This is a genomic window from Kitasatospora sp. NPDC002551, from assembly GCF_040296005.1.
Taxonomy (GTDB): Bacteria; Actinomycetota; Actinomycetes; order Streptomycetales; family Streptomycetaceae; genus Kitasatospora.
The window spans coordinates 223356-240059 of record NZ_JBEOWI010000002.1 but is presented as its reverse complement, the minus strand read 5'-3'; the positions used below and the strand labels follow the sequence as shown (position 1 = coordinate 240059).

The window sequence follows — 16704 nt, the reverse complement described above, 5'->3', positions numbered from 1 at the left end:
GGCCGCTGGAGGAGCCGTGGAGCACGGCGGTGGGGGGCAGCGCCGTGCCTGGGGAGGGTGTCGCGCGCGGGGGTGTCGCGCGTGGGGGGTGTCTCAGGGGGAGGTGACGGTGCCGCGGTACGCGGCGAGCGCCTCGTCGCGCACCCGCCGCCCCCGGTCCGAGGCGAGGACGGCCTCGGACCGCAGGACGTCCTCCCGCACGGCCCGCACCAGGGCGGCGGGAGAGGGGAACTTCACGGTGTCGCGGATCCGTTCGGCGAACCAGACGGTGACCCGCTCGCCGTAGACGTCCTGCGCCAGGTCGTGGCAGTACGCCTCGACGTGGACGTCGGCGGTGTCGCAGAAGGTGGGGTTGGATCCGACGCTGATCGTCGCGGGGTGGACGGCGCCGGTGCGGTGGCGCACCACCCAGCCGCTGTACACCGCGGCCGGCGGGACCGGGGAGTCCGGGCCGGCCGCGATGTTGGCGGTGGGGAACCCGAGCCCGTGACCGCGGCCGGCGCCGTGCACCACCGTGCCGGTGAGGTGCGGGCAGGGGGCCGGGTGGTCACGCATGCGGCAGCAGTTCGCGGAACTGGCTGGTGTGGAAGACCAGCGGCTCCACACCGGCGAAGAGTTCGGCGCTCAGGAGCTCCAGGAGCACGATCTCGTGGTCGCCGCCGTCGTACGTCGCGCCCACCCGGGCCGTCAGCCACAGCGCGGCGTCCTCGATGAGGACGGCGCCCCCGGGCGTCGCCGACCACGCGACGCCCTCGAAGCGGTCGGCCCCGCGGGAGGCCAGCCGCCGGCAGAGCGCGCCCTGGCCGTGGCTGAGCACGCTCAGTCCCACCACGGGCGCCTCGGCCAGCCTCGGCCAGGTGGTGGAGGTGCGGGCGACGCTGACGGCGACCATGGGCGGTTCGAGCGAGATCGAGACGAAGGAGCTCGCGGCGAACCCGACCGGCTCGTCCCCGCGCAGCGCGCTGATCGCGACCACGCCGGTGGGGTAGGCGCCGAAGGCCTGTCGCAGGGTCGCCGCATCCAGCTCGGGCGGCGTGGACGTCCCGGCCGGGTCGGGGGCAAGGGTGGCCATGGTCATCGGGTTCCTCTCGTCGCGGGTGCTGGTCTCAGTGCCGGTACCGGGCCGCCGGGTGGCTGGCCGGCAGCGCGCGGTCGCCCGACCCGGTGAGGCGCTCGCGCAGGCTCTCGCCCTCCGTGTACTCGCCGCGGAAGACGCCACGGGCCCGCAGGATCGGCAGCACCGACTCGACGAACTCGGTGGTCGAGGCCGGCTGGACCGCCGGGGACAGCAGGAACCCGTCGAGGTCGGCGCCTTCGGCGAGCGCGCAGATCTCGTCGGCGATCTCCTCGGCCGTGCCGACGACCGGCCGCGCGCCCACGCCGTGGGTGTGCCAGTCGGCGAGGACGTCGCCCACGGTCTTGCCGGCGAAGCGGGCCACCTGGGTCTGCGACATCTCGGTGGACAGCTCGGTCATCGGGGTGTCGGGTGCGTAGGAGGAGAGGTCGAGCCCGGTGAACATGGCGTAGCTGGCGACGGTGACCTCGGGCCGCTGGGCGTCGAGGATCCGCTGGTAGCGGCGCTCGGCGTCGGAGGTGGTGGCGCCGACGACACAGGAGAAGGCCGACATCACCTTCACCTCGTCGGCCCGGCGGCCCGCCTTGACGGCCTCCTCGCGGATGGACGCGGTGTGCCCGGCGAGCTGCTCGACCGAGCCGCTGCCGACGAACATGCACTCGCCGTGCCGTCCGCCGACGCGGCGGCCGGCGGGCGAGGCCCCGGCCTGGAAGAGCACCGGCGTGCCCTGCGGGGAGCGCGCGGTGTTGCCGTAGCCGTGCGAGCGGAAGAACGGTCCCTCGTGGCTGACCAGGTGGACCTTGGCGGGGTCGGCGAAACGGCCCTCCTTGTCCTTCTCCAGCGCGTCCGGCTCCCAGGCGCCCTCCCAGTACTTGTAGACGAGGTCGAGGAAGTCCTCGGCCATCCGGTAGCGGTCGTCGTGCGCCACCATCTCCATGCCGAAGGCCTTGACGGCGGTGTCGGCGGTGCCCGTCGTCACCACGTTCCAGCCGATCCGGCCGCCGGAGAGCTGGTCCAGGGTGGCCATCCGGCGGGCGAAGGCGTACGGCGGCTCGACGAGGACGGAGCCGGTCATCACGAGGCCCAGGTTGGTGGTCGTCGACAGCAGCGCGGACGCCACGACCACCGGGTCGAGCCGGGGCAGGTCGAGGGTCTCCTCGGTGGCGATCGGCGGGCGGGTGCCGTCGATCTCCGACCAGCCCCAGGCGTCGGCCAGGAACAGGAAGTCCAGCTTGGCGTCCTCACAGACGGCGGCGAGCTCGCGCCAGTACCCGAGGGTGTCGAAGAGGTGCCGCCGGCTGTCGGGGTGGCGCCAGGTGGCGGTGCCGCTCGCGTTGGTCTGGGCGTTCTCGAACAGGCCGATCTTGAGGTTCTTCATGGGTGGTTCTCCGTTGTGCTGGTGAGGGACCCGTGGGGAGGGGAGGGACCCGTGGGGGGAGGGATCAGAAGGCGGAGGGGAGCGGGGGGAGGGTGGGGGCGTCGAGCTGGGCCGCGTAGGGCATGGAGGACTGCGCACCGAGCCCGGTCACGGCGTGCGACGCGGCGCGCACGGCGCGTTCGACGGCGGCCGGAAGGGCGGCGCCGCGGCCGAGGGAGTCGGCGAGGGCGCCGCAGAAGGTGTCGCCGGCGCCGACGGTGTCGACCGCGTCCACGCGCGGCGCGGGGACGTGGGTGAGACCGGGGCGCCCGGCCTCGGCGAGGAGGGCGCCGTCGGCACCGAGGGTCACCACGACGGCCCGGCACGGGAGCGCGGCACGCTCCAGCAGCTCCCGCGCCTCCGGCAGGGTGGCGGGCCGGGCGGCCCCGAGCAGGGAGGCGAGTTCGCCGAGGTTGGGGACCAGGACGTCGACCGCCGCCAGTACCCGCGGGTCGACCGGGCGGGCCGGCGCGGGGTTGAAGACGACCGTCCCGCCCTGCTCGCGGGCCCGCAGGACCGCCAGGTCGACCACCTCGGGGGCGATCTCGTTCTGCACCAGGAGGACCTCGCCCGGCTCGCGGACCAGCCGGGCGGGCAGGTCCCCGGCGGCCAGGGCCGCGTTGGCCCCCGGGTTCACCACGATGGTGTTCTCGCCCGCGCCGTCGACGACCACCGCGGCCAGTCCGGTCGGGTGCCGCTCGTCCGAACGCACCTCGGTGACGTCCACGCCCTCGGCGGCCAGCGCGGCCAGCAGGCCGGCCGCGTCCGCGCCGACCCGGGCCACCAGGCGCACCCGCGATCCGAGGCGCGCGGCGGCGACCGCCTGGTTGGCGCCCTTGCCGCCGGCCCCCTCGGCGAAGTGCCGCGCGAGCACGGTCTCGCCGGGGTGCGGCAGGCCCTCGACGCTCAGCACGAGGTCGCGGTTCACCGAACCGACGACGGTGATGGACGGCATTGACGCTCCTTTGGGAGATCGATTTCCGACATGCTGTACCAGCACCCCCCGGCCGTCAAGTAGCCTCCTCATGAAAAGAAGGAACGCCCCGACGTCGTGGCCCCACCGTCCCCCACCCCCGAAGGACACCCACGTGACTGCGCCCCGACTCCTCGACGTGGCCGAGGCCGCCGGCGTCTCCCGCGCGACGGCATCACGGGTCCTCGCCGGCACTCCGCGCAATGTCGACCCCGAGCTCGCCCGCCGCGTCGAGGAGGCCGCCCTCCGGCTCGGCTACCAGGCCAACCACTCCGCCCGGGCCCTGCGCACCGGCACCACCGGCACCGTCGGCGTCGTCGTCCCCACGCTCGCCAACCCGTACTTCGTCCAGCTCGCCGACGCCATCGCCCAGCACGTGCGGGCCGCCGGCGGCACGCTGATGGTCTCCGACGCGGCGAACGACCCCGCGATCGAGGCCGAGCAGATCGACACCCTGCTCGCGGGCCGGGTGGACGGGCTGTTCGTCGTCCCGGTGTCGGCCCGCGAGTCCGGGGCGGCCGTCCGCAACGCCGCCGCCCGGCGCCCGGTCGTGCTGTTCGACCGGTGGACCGAGGACTCCGGCACCGTCGCCGTGACCCTCGACAACGCGGCCGCCGTCCGACTCCTGGTCGAGCACCTGGAACAGACGGGCCGTCACCGGATCGCGCTGGTCGCCGCGGACCAGGCCTCCTCCTCGGGCGCGGAGCGGCTCGCCGCCTTCACCGAGCTGCAGGGCGACGGCGCCACCACCGTCCTGCTGCCCAACTTCACCACCGACGCCGGCCGCACGGCGGGGCGGCGCGTCGTCGAGCAGCGCGACCGGATCGACGCCGTGGTCTGCGGGGCGGACGTCCTCGCCGTCGGCCTGGTGAGCACGCTGCACCGTTCGGCGGTCAGCGTCCCCGGGGAGATCGCCGTCACCGGCTTCGACGACACCGAGATACTCGAGCTCTTCGACCCGCCGATCACCTCCATCCGCCACCCGCTGTCCGCCATGGCCGAACGCGCGCTGACCCTGCTTCAGGCGCCGAGCCGCGAACGGGCCGAACGGGTCGAGCGTTTCCAGCCCCAGCTCGTCGTCCGCGCCTCGACCGACGTCTCCTTCTGACCCGGCGTCAATCCGGTGGTGGGAGCGGGGCGGCCGGCGATGTCGGGCCCCGGCCCCGGGGTGTGACGCAGGCCACGTCGCGCAGGCGTCACAATCCGCGCGGCCATCCGGTCAAGAGGGTGTCACCCCACGACAGGAGGAGCACACCATGGATGCCCGTCTCGACTACTTCGGCACCGGCGTCGGGGCCAAGGTCCTGCGGCACTTCAACTCGGCCGGCAAGGTGCTGGCGGACTCGGCGGTGCCGCACGCGACGCAGGAGCTGGTGAAGATCCGCGCCAGCCAGATCAACGGCTGCGGCTTCTGCACCGACATGCACACCAAGGACGCCGCGCACGCGGGCGAGAGCGCCCTGCGGCTCAACCTGGTGGCGACCTGGCGGGAGGCCACCGTCTTCACCGAGGCCGAGCGGGCCGCGCTGGAGCTGACGGAGCAGGGCACCAGGATCGCGGACGCCGCCGGCGGCGTCACCGACGAGGCGTGGGCGAACGCCGCCAAGCACTACGACGAGGAGCAGCTGGCCGCGCTGATCTCGCTCATCGCCGTGATCAACGCCTACAACCGGATCAACGTCATCAACCGGCAGCCCGCCGGCTCCTACCAGCCCGGCCAGTTCGGCTGACCGGCGCAGGTCCGGCGAACCCACCGGCCGCGGCCCCCGAGGAGGGGGACGCGGCCGGTCTTCTGGCGTTCGGCCCCGGTCCGGACCGCCCGTCGTACGACCCCGTGAACCGCACGCACCGCAGGAACCGCAGGACACAGGAGGACAACGGCCCATGCAGCCCGGCGCGGACACCGACCCGCTCGACCCGGCCACCCGCGAGTTCCTCGCGACCCGCCCACGGCTTTTCGGGATCGCCTACCGGGTGCTCGGCAGCACCGCGGAGGCCGAGGACGTCGTCCAGGAGACCTGGCTGCGCTGGCAGCGCACCGACCGCGCGGACGTCCTCGAACCGGCCGCCTTCCTGGCCACCGTCACCACCCGGCTGGCCATCAACGTCGCCCAGTCCGCCCGGGTCCGGCGGGAGTCGTACGTCGGGCCGTGGCTCCCCGAGCCGGTCGACACCCGGGCGGATCCGCAGCTGGGCGCCGAGCGCGCCGAGGCGGTCGGGCTGGCCGTCCTGCTGCTCCTGGAGAAGCTCAATCCCGTGGAGCGGGCGGCCTACGTGCTCCGGGAGGCCTTCGACTACCCGTACCGGCGGATCGCGGAGATCCTGGAGACCGGTGAGGCCAACGCGCGCCAGCTGGTGAGCCGGGCGCGCAAACACCTGGCCGCCGCGCGCCGGGAGCGGGTGGACCGCGCCGAGCACCGGCGGCTCCTGGAGGTGTTCGTCGCCGCCGCGCGGACCGGCGACCTGGCGGTGCTGGAGGAGTTGCTCGCGGCGGACGTGGTCAGCCACTCCGACGGCGGGGGGACCCGCGGCGCCTCCCGGATCCCGGTCGTGGGCCGCGCCGTGGTGGCCAGGTACGTGGCGGCCTTCGCTCCGCGCTTCTGGCCCGGCACGGAGCTGCGGTGGGTCGAGGCCAACGGACGGCCGGCCGTGCTCGTCTCGTCCGACGGCGCGGCGGTGGCCCTGCTGTGCCTGGACGTCTCCACCCAGGGGATCGAGCGCCTCATGTGGGTGATGAACCCGGCCAAGCTGGCGCCCTTCGTGGCCTCCCTGGACGGCTGACAGGCGGACCCCGTTCACCCGGTCCGCCCCGGTCCGGTTGTCACGGATCCGGTGCCCGCCCTGTCCTACTGGTGCGGGCGGGGCCGAGCGCACCGCCCCGTCCCGCCCCGCGGGAACCGCAACAGTCGCAGAGAGGATCCCCTTATGAAGGTCGTCGTGATCGGTGGCACCGGACTCATCGGCTCGAAGCTCGTCGCCGGGCTGCGCGAGCAGGGCCACGAGGCGGTGCCGGCGGCGCCGAGCACCGGAGTCGACACGCTGACGGGCGAGGGCCTGGCCGAGGCGCTGGAGGGCGCCTCGGTGGTGGTCGACGTGTCGAACTCCCCCTCGTTCGAGGACGGGGCCGTCCTGGAGTTCTTCCGCACCTCGACCGCCAACCTGCTCAAGGCCGAGGCGGAGGCCGGGGTGGGCCACCACGTGGCGCTCTCGGTGGTCGGCACCGAGCGCCTCCAGGAGAGCGGCTACTTCCGTGCCAAGCAGGCGCAGGAGGAGCTGATCAAGGCCTCCGGGCTGCCCTGGTCGATCGTCCACGCCACGCAGTTCTTCGAGTTCGTGAAGGGCATCGCGGCGGCGGCCACCGACGGGGACACCGTGCGGCTGGCCGCCGCGGGAATCCGGCCCGTGCACGCCGACGACGTGGCCGCCGCCGTGGGCCGCACGGCGGTCGGCGCCCCCGTCAACGGGGTGGTGGAGGTGGCCGGTCCCGAGGTCTTCGGGCTGGACGAACTCGTCCGCACGGCGCTGGCCGCGGCCGGCGACCCGCGCACCGTCGTGACGGACCCGCACGCCCGCTACTTCGGCGCCGGGCTGCGGGAGGACACCCTGCTGCCCGGGCCCGGCGCGCACCTCGCCGGGCACCGGTTCGCCGACTGGCTCGCCGGGCAGCGCTGAACCGGCCCGCGGCGGCCCGCACGCGGACGTGCGGGCCGCCCGGGTCAGCGCGGCGCCGCCACCGCGACCGGTGAGGAGCCGCCGGGGACCAGCAGCCGCGGGGCGCCGCTGCCGTCCGCGGGGACCGACCAGACGTCGGTGCCCTTGCCCTCGCGGGCCGGGAGGGCGTAGGCGAGCGTGGCGTCGTCCAGCCAGGCCGCCTGGTCGTCGACGCCGTGCGACTCGGCCACCGGGTGCTCGCGCAGGTCGGCCAGGTCGAGGACGTACAGCCGCCAGAGGGCGGCCGGGTCGTCGGAGACCTTCTTCTTGAAGGCGATCCGGGTGCCGTCCGGGGAGAGCGAGGGGCACTCGACGTTCTCCCGCAGGGTGCGGGCCGACCACGCCCCGAGGTCGCCCTCGACCAGGTGGGTGCGGCCGCCGGTCGCGACGGTGGCGTAGAAGCGGTTGTCGTCGGCGGCGAAGGTGACGCCCCAGTAGTTGACGTCGGCGGCGTGGTAGCGGGAGCCGCCGAGGGTCAGCGGGATCTCCTCGATCGACTTGACCAGGTAGCCGGTGCGCAGGTCCAGGATCGAGGTGCGGGTGGAGAAGCCGCTCGCCGCGTAGGAGTCGCCGACCGCGAAGGCGGTCCAGGCGAGCACCTGTCCGGAGGGCGACACCCGGGCCCGGTTCGGGATGCCGGGCACGGTCACCGTCCGCAGCTCGGTGAACCCCCGGTCGTAGACCACCGCCTGGGTGCGGGCCGGGGTGCCGGGCAGCGCCCGCAGGCACAGCGCCCGCTCCCCCGCCGCGTGGAACCGCGCGCAGGACGGCCCGTCCGGGGTGCCCGGGGCGCGGGCGACCCGCCCGGTGGCGGTGTCGCGGTAGTAGAGGCCGGGCTCGTTCAGGGTGAACGACACCTCCGCCGCCACCAGCCGGTGCCCGCCGCCGCGCTGGCGGGCGTGCAGGACGTAGCCGAGCGAGCCGCCGATCAGGACGAGAACGGCGAGGACCAGCACGGTCGAGCGCGCCTTCATGGGCCCCTCCTTCGCCTTCGCGCGTTTCTCCTGCGCCTTCACGCCTCCCTCCTTCCGGGCAGGATCCGCCAGGCGGCGGCGAGGGCGGCGGCCAGTACGAGGGCGGCCGCCCCCAGGGCCGGGCGCGGGCCCCACCACGTCCAGGCGACGCCGAACCCGGCCGCCCCGACCAGCCGGGCCAGCGCCTGCGCGGTCTGCAGCACCGCGAGCCCGCCCGCCCGGCCCCGGGCCGGCAGCACCGGCCCGGCCAGCGCCATCAGCACGCCGTCGGTGGCGGCGTAGAAGACACCGAGCAGGACGAGGACGAGCACCGCCGTCGTCGGGCCGAGCGGCGCCAGCAGGGTGAGGTAGGCGGCGAGCAGGGCGCCGTGCCCGAGCAGGAACGGGGTCCGCCGGCCGGTCCGGTCCGCGATCCGCCCGGCGGGGACGGCCAGCAGCAGGTAGCACGCCGCGGCGCCGAGCGGCAGCAGCGGGAAGAGCACGGGCGACAGGTCAAGACCCCGCTGGAGGAGCAGGTAGAGGAAGGAGTCCCCGATCGTCGCGGCGCCCAGGAGCGCGGCCGCCGCGGTCACCCGCCGGAACACCGGGTCGCGCAGCGCCCGGTGCCGCGTCCTGGCCGGTTTCGGTGCGGCCCCGGCCGGCGCGCCGGCCGGGACGAAGAGGACCAGGACCAGGACGCCGAGCAGGCCGGTGGCGAAGCTGACCACGAAGACGGCGTCGTACGCGTCGGCGGTCGCCCACAGCACGGCGAAGGCGACCAGCGGCCCGAGCAGCGCCCCCGTGGTGTCCATCGCCCGGTGCACGCCGAAGGCCCGGCCGAGTGCCCCGGGGGGTGCGCTGAGCGTGATCATCGCGTCCCGGGGGGCGGTCCGCACGCCCTTGCCGAGCCGGTCGGCGGCCAGCGCGGCGGCGATCCCGCCGGCCGCTCCGCCGGCCAGCAGCAGGCCGAGCCGGGAGAGCGCGGAGAGCAGGTAGCCCGCGCCGGCGACCGTCCGGTGGCGGCCGCCGCCACGGTCGGCGAGCCGGCCGCCGAGCAGCCGGACCAGCGCGGTGGCGCCGTTGAACAGTCCGTCGAGGAAGCCGAACTGGAGCGGTGAGAGGCCGAGGCCCAGCACCAGGTAGAGCGGGAGCACGGCGGTGACCATCTCCGAGGAGACGTCGGTGACCAGGCTGACCGCTCCGAGCGCGACGACCGTACCGGGGACGCGCCGCCCCACCCCGGCGGGGCGGGGCGGCGCGTCCGGGCGGCGGCCGGTGGAGGCCAGGTACATCATCAGTGGCAGTTGTAGGTCGGGCCGGTGTCCTTGACCTGGCCGTCCGTGCCGACGTAGCTCCAGCCGTACCCGGAGTCGGTGAGGTCCAGCTTCAGCACGCCGTAGTCACCGCTGATCCGCTTCTGGCTGTTCGGCTGGACCTGCTCGATCGGGTAGGGCTCGGCGCCGCCCATCCCGCCGACGATCTCGACGATGCCGTCCGCGGTGGCCCTGCCGTCCGGGTCCTGGGGGGCGAACCGCTCGTAGTGGTGGTCGTGCCCGTTCAGCACCAGGTCGGCCCTGGCGTCGTACAGGATCCGCCACACCGGCCGGGAGACCGGGTCGTTGCCGTGCCCGCCCGAGGAGTACAGCGGGTGGTGCCAGTAGGCGGCGACGCACTTCTTCGCGTTGGCCGCCAGATCGGCCTTCAGCCAGTCGATCTGGGCGCTCTGGTCGAAGGCGTTGGAGTCCAGCGCGACGAAGTGCCAGTTGCCCTCGTCGAAGCTGTACCAGCTCTTGCCCTGCGGGTAGGCGATGCTGCCGAAGTACGCCTTGTAGCCCGCCAGCGAGCCGGCCGGGTCGTAGGTCTCGTGGTTGCCCGGGACCGGGTGGGTCTTGGCCTTGAAGGCGCCCCAGGTCTTGTCGTAGTAGTTCCTGAAGTCCGCCAGCCGGGCGTCGTCGTACTGGTTGTCACCCATCGTCAGGTAGAAGCGCGGGTCGATCCGCTGCGCCAGCGCGGCGGTCTTCGGGTGCGCGCAGCCGCTGTCCGAGGCGGTGCACTGGGCGGCGATGTCACCGGCCGCGACCACGGTGAACGCCCCGCCCGACGGGCCGGTGGGCGTGGGTCCGGTCGGCGACGGCCCGCCGCCCGCGACCCCGTACACCTCCAGCTCGAACAGCGAGTACCCGTAGGAGGTACCGCGCGCCGTGCCGTACATCCGCAGGTAGCGGCCCTTGCCGGCCAGGCCCGTCCAGTCGTCGGTCCCGCCGTTGCCGGCCTTCTCCTCCGCGATCGCCGTCCAGGTCACCCCGTCCGCCGACACCTCCAGCCGGTACGCCTTCGCGTAGGCGGCCTCCCAGCTCAGCTTCACCCGGGAGACGGAGGCCTCTCCCCCGAGGTCCACCCGCAGCCACTGCGGGTCCTTGCCCTCCTCGCTCGCCCACCGCGTGGAGGTGCTGCCGTCGAACGCCTTGCCCGCCGCGTACGACGACCCCTCCGTGGAGGAGGCCGTCGCGGCCTTCCCCCGCGAGATCAGCGGATCGCCCGCCGCTCCCGCCCGCCCGGACCAGCCGAGCAACAGGCCGCCGATCAGCACGAGGACGGCGGTGAACACACCGACATGAACAGGCCTTACCGAGACACCCGGACGCATCCTGGACTCCCTGACCTCGAGAAACGGTGAGAGCTGCGCACCGGTGAGCACCACGCACGCGCCTACCGGCGAGGGGAGCGTAGTAGAAAGTAAAGTTTCCTGACAATAGTGGCTTCACGCCGAACTCCCGTCCGATTCCGCCTTCCCCCTCCGGGCGCCCCTCCTCGCCGAAATTTACCCCCGGGGGTATGGTGGATGGCGGACGGATACCCCGCCGGGTATTTCGGAAGCGGATGCAGGAGCGATCCACGTGTTCTTCGCCCAGTACTACCTCGACTGCCTCTCCCAGGCCTCCTACCTGGTCGCCGACGAGACCACCGGCCGCGCGGTGGTGATCGACCCGCGCCGGGACATCGACGAGTACGTCGCCGACGCCGAGGCGCACGGCTTCACCGTCGAGGCGGTCATCAACACCCACTTCCACGCCGACTTCCTGGCCGGCCACCTGGAGCTGGCGGCCCGCACCGGCGCGTGGATCGGCTACGGGCGCCACGCGGTGACCGAGTACCCGATCCGGGAGCTCGCCGACGGGGAGCGGATCACCCTGGGCGAGGTCACGCTGGAGATCATGGAGACCCCCGGGCACACCCCCGAGTCGATCAGCGTCCTGGTGTTCGAGCGGGCCGGGGACGCCGTTCCCTACGGCGTGCTGACCGGCGACGCGCTGTTCGTCGGCGACGTCGGCCGCCCCGACCTGCTGGCCTCGGCGGGCACCACCGCCGAGGAGCTCGGCCGGATGCTCCACCACAGCGTCCAGCACAAGCTGATGGCGCTGCCCGACGGGGTCCGGGTCTTCCCCGCCCACGGCGCCGGCTCGTCCTGTGGCAAGAACCTGTCCACCGAGCGCCAGTCCACCATCGGCGAGCAGCGCGCCACCAACTACGCCTGCGCGCCGATGAGCGAGGAGGACTTCGTCGCGATCGTCACGGCCGGCCAGTCCGCCGCCCCCGGCTACTTCGGCCACGACGCCGCCCTCAACCGCCAGGACCGGGGCCTGTTCGACCCCGCGCTCGCCCACCACCCGCTGACCGCAGCGGAGTTCGCGGCCCACCGGCGCGACGGGGCGGTGGTGGTGGACGCCCGCAGCCCGGAGGAGTTCGCCGCGGGGCACCTGCCCGGCGCCGTCAACGTGCCCGCCGACGGCCGCTTCGCCGAACAGGCCGGCGCCGTGCTGGAGCCGGACTCCGCGCTGCTCGTCGTCGCGCCGGACGGCCGCGCGGGCGAGATCGTCACCCGTCTCGCCCGCATCGGCTTCGACCGCATCGTCGGTCACCTGGCCGAGCCGGTGACGAGCCCGACCGCGCTCGCCGGCCCGCTCACCCCGGCCGCGCGCCTCACCGTCGACGAGCTGCGCTCCGCCCTCGCCGCCGAGCGCCCCCCGCTGGTGCTCGACGTCCGCACCTGCGGCGAGCGCGCGGAGGGCTCCGTCGAGGGCTCCCTGCACATCCCCCTCAACGAGCTCCCCGGACGCCTCGCGGAGCTCCCGCAGGACCAACCGCTGGTCGTCCACTGCGCCGGCGGCCACCGCTCCTCGATCGCCGCCAGCCTGCTGCGCCACCACGGCCGCGAGCAGGTCGCCGACCTGCTCGGCGGCTACGCCGCCTGGGCCGACGCGCACCGGCCCGCGGCCGTCTGAGCCGGGCCGGGCGGCGCCGGCGCGAGAAGCTGACCCTCACCGGGAAGGCGGCCCCCGCCGCCGCCCGATCCGCGAACCCCCACCACGAACGGAGCACCCCATGGACTACGGCATCCCCGTCACCGTCGACCTGCCCTTCGCCGAGACCGTCGAACGGGTCCGCGCCGCGCTCGCCGAGCAGGGTTTCGGCATCCTCACCGAGATCGACGTCCGCGCCACTCTGCGGGCCAAGATCGGCGAGGAGATCGAGGACTACCTGATCCTCGGCGCCTGCAACCCGCCGCTGGCCCACCGCGCCCTCCAGGCCGACCGGCACATCGGGCTGCTGCTGCCGTGCAACGTCGTGGTCCGCGCGGACGGCGCGGGCACGGTCGTCGAGGCGATGGACCCGCAGCTGATGGTCGGGGTCACCGGGCAGCCCGCGCTGCAGGCCGTCGCCGACGAGGCCGCCGCCCGGCTGCGCGCCGCGCTGGCCGCGCTGAGCGGTCCCGCCGCCTGACCGGCCGCCCGACCCGCGGGGCCCGCCGGAGCGGGCCCCTTCCTCTTGACCTCCCATATACCCCCACCCGTATTTTCGGGCGTCCTCGGGCGCCCCCAGGAACGGAGCACCCCCGTGATGCACCCGGACACCGCCCTCGGCCGGCCGGCCACCGCCCCACCTCCCGAGCCGGCCCCGCCCCCGGGCCTGCTCGGCCGGCTCGGCACCTGGTCGGTCCGCCACTTCAAGGCCGTGCTGGCCGGCTGGCTGCTGGTCGTCGTCGCCCTGGGCGCGTTCGCGCCGCAGGTGACCACCGCGCTCTCCGGGGCCGGCTGGCAGGCCGACGGATCCGAGTCGGTCACGGTCCGCCAGCTCGCCGAGGAGCACTTCGCGGGCAACGCCTCCAGCGCGCTGCAGATCGTGGTCGCCGCCGACCGGCCGGTCAGCGAGCCGGACGTCCAGCAGGTGATCACCCGGGCGGGAGAGCTCGCCGCGGCCGACCCCCGGATCTCCACCGTGGTGGCGCCCCAGCCGGGCGCGACCCTCTCCCCGGACGGCCGGACCGCCGTCCTGCTCGCCGGCGCCGACGCCTCCCCCGACGACATGGTCCGCGCGGCCGACGACCTCAAGGGCCCGCTGAACGCCCTCTCCGGCAACGGCGTCGACGTCCACGCCACCGGCGCGTCGGTGCTGTGGAGCGACTTCAACAAGGCCAACCACGACGCCATGATGAAGTCCGAGTTCATGTCCTGGCCGGTCACCCTGGCGATCCTGGTGCTCGCCTTCGGCTCGCTGGTCGCCGCCGGACTGCCGCTGCTGCTCACCATGGCCGGACTCGCCGCCTCCGCCGGCTCGCTCGTGCTGATCAGCCACCTGTTCCCGGTCTCCGTGTGGGCGATGAACTTCGCCATGATGTTCGCCCTCGCCCTCGGCATCGACTACGCGCTCTTCCTGGTGGTGCGCTTCCGCAGCGCCCGGGCCGCCGCTTCCCGCCGCGGCCCCGCGCGGGACGACCGGGCCGCGAGCACCGCGGCGGTCGCCGAGACCATGGACACCGCCGGCAAGGCCGTCCTGCTGTCCGGCGCGACCGTCCTGGTCAGCCTCTCGGCCGTCATGCTGGTGCCGTCCCCCGCGTTCCGCTCGATGGCCGGCGGCATCATGCTCGCCGTCCTGTTCGTCCTCGCGGCCACCCTCACCCTGCTGCCCGCCGTGCTCGGCCGGCTCGGCCACCGGGTGGACGCCCTCGCCCTGCCGTGGGTGCGGACCGGCGAGCACCGCTCGCCGCGCTTCGCCGCCTGGGGCGAGCGGCTGTGGAAGCACCCGCTGCGCTACGGCGCCCTGGCGCTCGCCGCGCTGGTCGCGCTCGCCGCACCCGTCGTCGGACTGCGCACCGCCATGCCCTCCATCACCGTGCTGCCCGGCGACGCCAGCGCCCGGGCCGGCTACACCGCCGTCCAGCAGGCCTTCGGCCCCGGAGCGCCCGGCACCCTGCAGATCCTCACCCCGGCCCAGGGAGCCGGGGACGTCGCCGCCGCCGTCGCCGGCACGCCCGGGATCGCCGGCGTGATGCCCGCGCAGCCGGCCGCCGACGGCTCCGCCTGGTCGATGGTCCAGGCCGTCCCCACCGTGGACCCGTCCAGCCCCGACCTGGCGCACACCGTCGACGTGCTGCGCGCCGAGCTGCCCCCGGACACCCTGGTCGGCGGCGCCGCGGTGGAGAACCTGGACCTCCAGCACCTGCTCGGCGAGAAGACCCCGCTGGTCATCGGCGTGGTGATGGCCCTGGGCTTCCTGCTCCTGCTGGTCGCCCTGCGGGCCCCGCTGATCGCCGCGCTCGGCACGGCCGCCAGCCTGCTGTCCACCGGCGCGGCCTTCGGCGTCGCCCGGCTGGTCTTCCAGGACGGGCACGGAGCAGGACTGCTCGGCTTCACCCCACAGGGCTTCCTGGACGGCTGGGCGCCGGTGTTCTTCTTCGCGATGATCTTCGCCATCGCGATGGACTACACGGTCTTCCTGCTCGCCTCCGCCAAGGAGCACTACGAGCGCACCGGCGACCCGCGCGAGGCCATGGTCGGCGCCCTGGCCCACTCCGGCCGGGTGATCTTCGCGGCGGCGGGCGTGATGGTCGCGGTGTTCTTCACCTTCGCCCTGTCCGGGCCGCTGCCGCCCAAGGAGATGGGCATCGTCCTCGGCGTCGCCGTCCTGCTGGACGCCGCCCTGGTCCGCCTGGTGCTCCTGCCGGTCCTGCTCCGCCTCACCGGGGCCGCCGCCTGGCGCACCCCGGCCTGGCTCGACCGCGTGCTGCCGAGGATCTCCTTCTCGCACGACTGAGCCGCCCGGCCCCCGGTGGCCCGGTCCGCCCCGCGGCGGTCCGGGCCACCGGCGTGCGGAGGCCGATCGGTGCGCGGGGGGCGAATCGGCGTGCGCGGTGTGCGGACACGGATCGGGCCGTGCCGGGGATTCCCGGCACGGCCCGATGGTGTTCCCCGGCGCGCTCAGCGGCGGCCGAAGATCCTCGCGAGGAAGCCCCCGCCCTTCCGCGCCTCGCGGTCGCAGCCGCAGCGGTCGGCCCTGGGGACACCGGCCAGCACCTGGTCGACGTGCATGCCGCACCCCGCGTAGCCGGCCTTGCCGCAGGTGCGGCAGGTGATACGTCGACACATCTCGGGACTCCTCACATCGGGGAAGGGCGAGTGTTCACCCGTTCTTCCACTATACCGGTGGGGGTATTTTTCCGACCGAAACGACCTGCCACGAGGGGCCGGGGGACCGGAGGCCGGCGGCGTCCGGGCCGAAACGATTTCGGTTCGATCACGGCGTGTCCCATTGGTCGGGCCTTGGGCGGGAGTGCGGTGATTGATCTTGTTGGCGGCTCGACCGGCGCACTCCCATAATTCCAGCCAGACGCGCGACGGGCGGCCGCGAGAGCCGCCGTGGGTGCCCATGAGAGGCCCGCGCGCGCGACCCTTCCTGATCTTCCCTGGGGGAATCCTTTTGTCCGCGCACGATCACGTGCCGCCCACCGCCGCTCCCGTGCCCGCCACCGGACGGAAACTGCCGCGCGCCGCCGCCGTGGCACTGGCCGTCACCGGCCTGCTCGCCGTCACGGCGGCCAGTGCCACGGTGACGGTGGCCGTCGGCAGGCCCGAGAGCCGACCCACCGTCACCGCGGCTGCGGCCGCGCCGACTTCCGCGAGCCCGACCGCCTCGCCCTCCGCGACCGCCTCGGTCTCCGCTTCGGCGACCACCGCACCGCCCACGCCCGTACCCGTTCCGACGAGCACCGTGAAGGGCACCGTCAAGGACGGCCGGCACGACGGCGACCTGCGGTACTTCCTGCTCCCCCTCCCCGAGGGCGGCGAACCCTACGGCCCGGCCGACGGCATACCGCTCTCCGACGAGCAACTCATCGAGGAGTTCGACGACGGGGCGGACATCATGCGTGCCCTCCGCTCGATCGGCTACAGGGACGCCGTCACCCGGACGTACCGCACGGCGGACGGCAAGGCCGAGGTCACCGTCACCCTGTTGCGCTTCGGGAGCCCCGCGCAGGCGGATTTCTTCGCCAAGAACGACGTCCGCGACCTCCCCGCCATCGAGATCGCCGGCGACCCCGCCGCCCACGGGTACATCAGCAAGCCCGAGCAAGCGGCCTACACCGGCTCGATGAGCGGCATCTCCAGCCAGGGCGACGTGCAGTACACGGTCGACGTCGAGGTGAAGGGCGCCCCGGACAAGGCACTGCTCAGCGAGCTGATGAAGCGCCAGCGCGACTGGCTGATCTCCGGCCGCTGAACCCTCCGGCCCCTTCCCC

16 protein-coding genes are annotated in these 16704 nt (G+C 74.3%); 8 read left to right on the top strand and 8 right to left on the bottom strand.

Annotation, left to right across the window (positions count from 1 at the left end; genetic code table 11):
* Window positions 1–93 precede the first annotated feature (93 nt).
* From ABT093_RS03470 to ABT093_RS03455, 4 genes are all read right to left on the bottom strand, one after another.
* Window positions 94–555 carry a riboflavin kinase gene (locus ABT093_RS03470; protein ID WP_350559808.1) on the bottom strand — a complete coding sequence of 154 codons (462 nt, stop codon included), beginning with the start codon at window positions 553–555 and terminating at the stop codon, window positions 94–96.
* A complete protein-coding gene (locus tag ABT093_RS03465; protein WP_350559805.1) occupies window positions 548–1072 on the bottom strand; it encodes a flavin reductase family protein in 525 nt (174 codons plus the stop codon). The genes ABT093_RS03470 and ABT093_RS03465 overlap by 8 nt, the downstream gene beginning before the upstream one ends.
* A gap of 34 nt (window positions 1073–1106) precedes the next feature.
* Window positions 1107–2453, bottom strand: a complete 1347-nt coding sequence (locus ABT093_RS03460) for an NtaA/DmoA family FMN-dependent monooxygenase (protein WP_350559802.1) — start codon at window positions 2451–2453, stop codon at window positions 1107–1109.
* A 64-nt stretch (window positions 2454–2517) separates the two neighbouring features.
* Window positions 2518–3447 carry a ribokinase gene (locus ABT093_RS03455; RefSeq protein ID WP_350559799.1) on the bottom strand — a complete coding sequence of 310 codons (930 nt, stop codon included), beginning with the start codon at window positions 3445–3447 and terminating at the stop codon, window positions 2518–2520.
* 133 nt (window positions 3448–3580) lie between these two features.
* Between ABT093_RS03455 and ABT093_RS03450 the strand changes: the two genes are divergently transcribed.
* The 4 genes from ABT093_RS03450 to ABT093_RS03435 all read left to right on the top strand — a co-directional run bounded on the left by ABT093_RS03450 (window position 3581) and on the right by ABT093_RS03435 (window position 7137).
* The gene (locus tag ABT093_RS03450; protein ID WP_350559796.1) at window positions 3581–4573 is read left to right on the top strand and encodes a LacI family DNA-binding transcriptional regulator; all 993 of its coding nucleotides are present in this window, start codon (window positions 3581–3583) and stop codon (window positions 4571–4573) included.
* Window positions 4574–4721: 148 nt separating this feature from the next.
* Complete coding sequence (locus ABT093_RS03445; RefSeq protein ID WP_350559793.1) at window positions 4722–5195, top strand: carboxymuconolactone decarboxylase family protein; 474 nt, start codon at window positions 4722–4724, stop codon at window positions 5193–5195.
* Between the two features lie 154 nt (window positions 5196–5349).
* Window positions 5350–6246, top strand: a complete 897-nt coding sequence (locus tag ABT093_RS03440) for an RNA polymerase sigma-70 factor (RefSeq protein ID WP_350559790.1) — start codon at window positions 5350–5352, stop codon at window positions 6244–6246.
* A 144-nt stretch (window positions 6247–6390) separates the two neighbouring features.
* Window positions 6391–7137, top strand: a complete 747-nt coding sequence (locus ABT093_RS03435) for an SDR family oxidoreductase (protein WP_350559787.1) — start codon at window positions 6391–6393, stop codon at window positions 7135–7137.
* Window positions 7138–7181: 44 nt separating this feature from the next.
* On the opposite strand, the gene ABT093_RS03430 is transcribed toward ABT093_RS03435, so the two are convergent.
* The 3 genes from ABT093_RS03430 to ABT093_RS03420 are packed head-to-tail and all read right to left on the bottom strand — an operon-like array spanning window position 7182 to window position 10737.
* The gene (locus ABT093_RS03430) at window positions 7182–8150 is read right to left on the bottom strand and encodes a TolB-like translocation protein (RefSeq protein ID WP_350559784.1); all 969 of its coding nucleotides are present in this window, start codon (window positions 8148–8150) and stop codon (window positions 7182–7184) included.
* 38 nt (window positions 8151–8188) lie between these two features.
* Window positions 8189–9421: an MFS transporter gene (locus ABT093_RS03425; RefSeq protein WP_350560062.1), complete on the bottom strand. Its 1233-nt coding sequence runs from the start codon at window positions 9419–9421 to the stop codon at window positions 8189–8191.
* Between the two features lie 2 nt (window positions 9422–9423).
* On the bottom strand, window positions 9424–10737 hold the full coding sequence (locus tag ABT093_RS03420) for a discoidin domain-containing protein (RefSeq protein ID WP_350559781.1): 1314 nt from the start codon (window positions 10735–10737) through the stop codon (window positions 9424–9426).
* A gap of 289 nt (window positions 10738–11026) precedes the next feature.
* Here ABT093_RS03420 and ABT093_RS03415 point away from each other — a divergent pair, with 289 nt between their 5' ends.
* The 3 genes from ABT093_RS03415 to ABT093_RS03405 all read left to right on the top strand — a co-directional run bounded on the left by ABT093_RS03415 (window position 11027) and on the right by ABT093_RS03405 (window position 15221).
* Entirely contained in the window at window positions 11027–12412 is a 1386-nt protein-coding gene (locus ABT093_RS03415; protein ID WP_350559778.1) for an MBL fold metallo-hydrolase, read from the top strand.
* Between the two features lie 100 nt (window positions 12413–12512).
* The gene (locus ABT093_RS03410) at window positions 12513–12911 is read left to right on the top strand and encodes a DUF302 domain-containing protein (RefSeq protein WP_350559775.1); all 399 of its coding nucleotides are present in this window, start codon (window positions 12513–12515) and stop codon (window positions 12909–12911) included.
* Window positions 12912–13028: 117 nt separating this feature from the next.
* Window positions 13029–15221: an MMPL family transporter gene (locus ABT093_RS03405; protein WP_350560060.1), complete on the top strand. Its 2193-nt coding sequence runs from the start codon at window positions 13029–13031 to the stop codon at window positions 15219–15221.
* A gap of 164 nt (window positions 15222–15385) precedes the next feature.
* On the opposite strand, the gene ABT093_RS03400 is transcribed toward ABT093_RS03405, so the two are convergent.
* A complete protein-coding gene (locus ABT093_RS03400; protein WP_350559772.1) occupies window positions 15386–15553 on the bottom strand; it encodes a DUF8730 family Cys-rich protein in 168 nt (55 codons plus the stop codon).
* A gap of 331 nt (window positions 15554–15884) precedes the next feature.
* Here ABT093_RS03400 and ABT093_RS03395 point away from each other — a divergent pair, with 331 nt between their 5' ends.
* Complete coding sequence (locus tag ABT093_RS03395; RefSeq protein WP_350559769.1) at window positions 15885–16685, top strand: hypothetical protein; 801 nt, start codon at window positions 15885–15887, stop codon at window positions 16683–16685.
* Window positions 16686–16704 lie beyond the last annotated feature (19 nt).